This is a genomic window from Vibrio sp. 10N.239.312.D08, assembly GCF_041466145.1.
Classification (GTDB): domain Bacteria; phylum Pseudomonadota; class Gammaproteobacteria; order Enterobacterales; family Vibrionaceae; genus Vibrio; species Vibrio crassostreae_C.
In genome coordinates this window covers 1-1302 of the sequence record NZ_JBFSSD010000126.1, presented here as the reverse complement: position 1 = coordinate 1302, position 1302 = coordinate 1, and the positions used below count along the sequence as shown (strand labels likewise).

Genomic DNA, 1302 nt, shown 5'->3' with positions numbered 1-1302 from the left:
ATAAATGGCGGAACGGCTGGGGTTGCAGGCACCGGGACTCGTTGGTCGCAAACCAAAACACTAGACACGAAAAAGCCCTAACATTTCTGTTTAATGCCGATCGTTTAAGAAGACTTGAACGATCTTGCAGTTAGCAGATAATCCCCATCAACAACGTTGATGGGGATTTTTTTATGCTTGAACAAGAATTAGCAATGGCACACGAGACCATTGAAGATGCCGACAATTATGAATCTGTCGTCGACGCCATTCAGATTGAATGGATAGAACAAGCTCTTCTTGAAACTAATAAAGCGAGCATAAGACGACGTCGGCTTCCCGCTCAGCAAGCTGTCTGGTTAGTTATTTGGATGGGGCTGCAACGCAACATGTCTATCAAAGAGGTATGCAGTTCATTAGACATTGCGCTTCAGCCTAAACCTGAAGATAGCTGGTCTCGTGTTGCACCTAGTGTCCTAACTGATTCACGCCGACGTCTAGATGAGAGTCCATTAGCGGCTCTGTTTCACACAACGGTAAAGGCTTGGAACGGAGATATCCTTCAACAAGATAAAGACTTAGAGCTTAATGTTCTTGCTGTGGATGGAACAACATTTAGGTGCCAAGATTCCCCAGAGAACGCTGAAGAATTTGGGTTCATCTCTAAAAAATTGAAACCTTACCCTCAACTTCGTTTAGTCGCTTTGATGTCAACAGAAACTCGAATGATTATGGGGGCGGCTTTTGATGGCTGTCATGTCGGTGAAACGACCTTAGCTAAGCGTCTATTCAATGATATCCCCGCACATTCATTGACCTTATTTGATCGTTGTTATTTCTCGGCAGACCTCTTGTTGTCGTGGCAAGAGAGTGCGGAAAATGCTCACTGGTTAATGCCTGCAAAACGTAAGCTACGCTATGAAGTGTTGGAGAAATATGCGGAGAACGACATGCTCATCTCAATGCCCATCTCTCCTCAAGCTCAACGGCAGAATCCGAATTTACCCGCACGTTGGGAAGCTAGATTAGTCCTATATCAAGAGCCAAAAGGTGAGATAAAAGGTTTTATTACTTCACTTACAGACCCTAGTAGATACTCGCTAGAAAGCCTGCTGCGTATTTATTGGCAACGCTGGGAGATAGAAGAAGGTTATGGTGAAATTAAGCAGACTCAACTGCAAAGTCACGTCACTTTACGAAGTCGTTTTTCTGCCGGTGTGAAGCAAGAGCTTTGGGGCGTATTACTTGCCTATAACTTAGTGCGATTAGAGATGGTTAAGATAGCTTAAGAAGCCGGGGTTCGAGCGACTAGGGTCAGTTTTA

Annotated in this window: 1 pseudogene; it reads left to right on the top strand. The window is 44.5% G+C overall.

Going from position 1 to position 1302, the window contains the following annotated elements:
• Positions 1-173: 173 nt before the first annotated feature.
• A pseudogene (locus AB6D58_RS24465) lies at positions 174-1265 on the top strand (IS4-like element ISVbsp1 family transposase); the annotation flags it as partial.
• Positions 1266-1302: the final 37 nt, after the last annotated feature.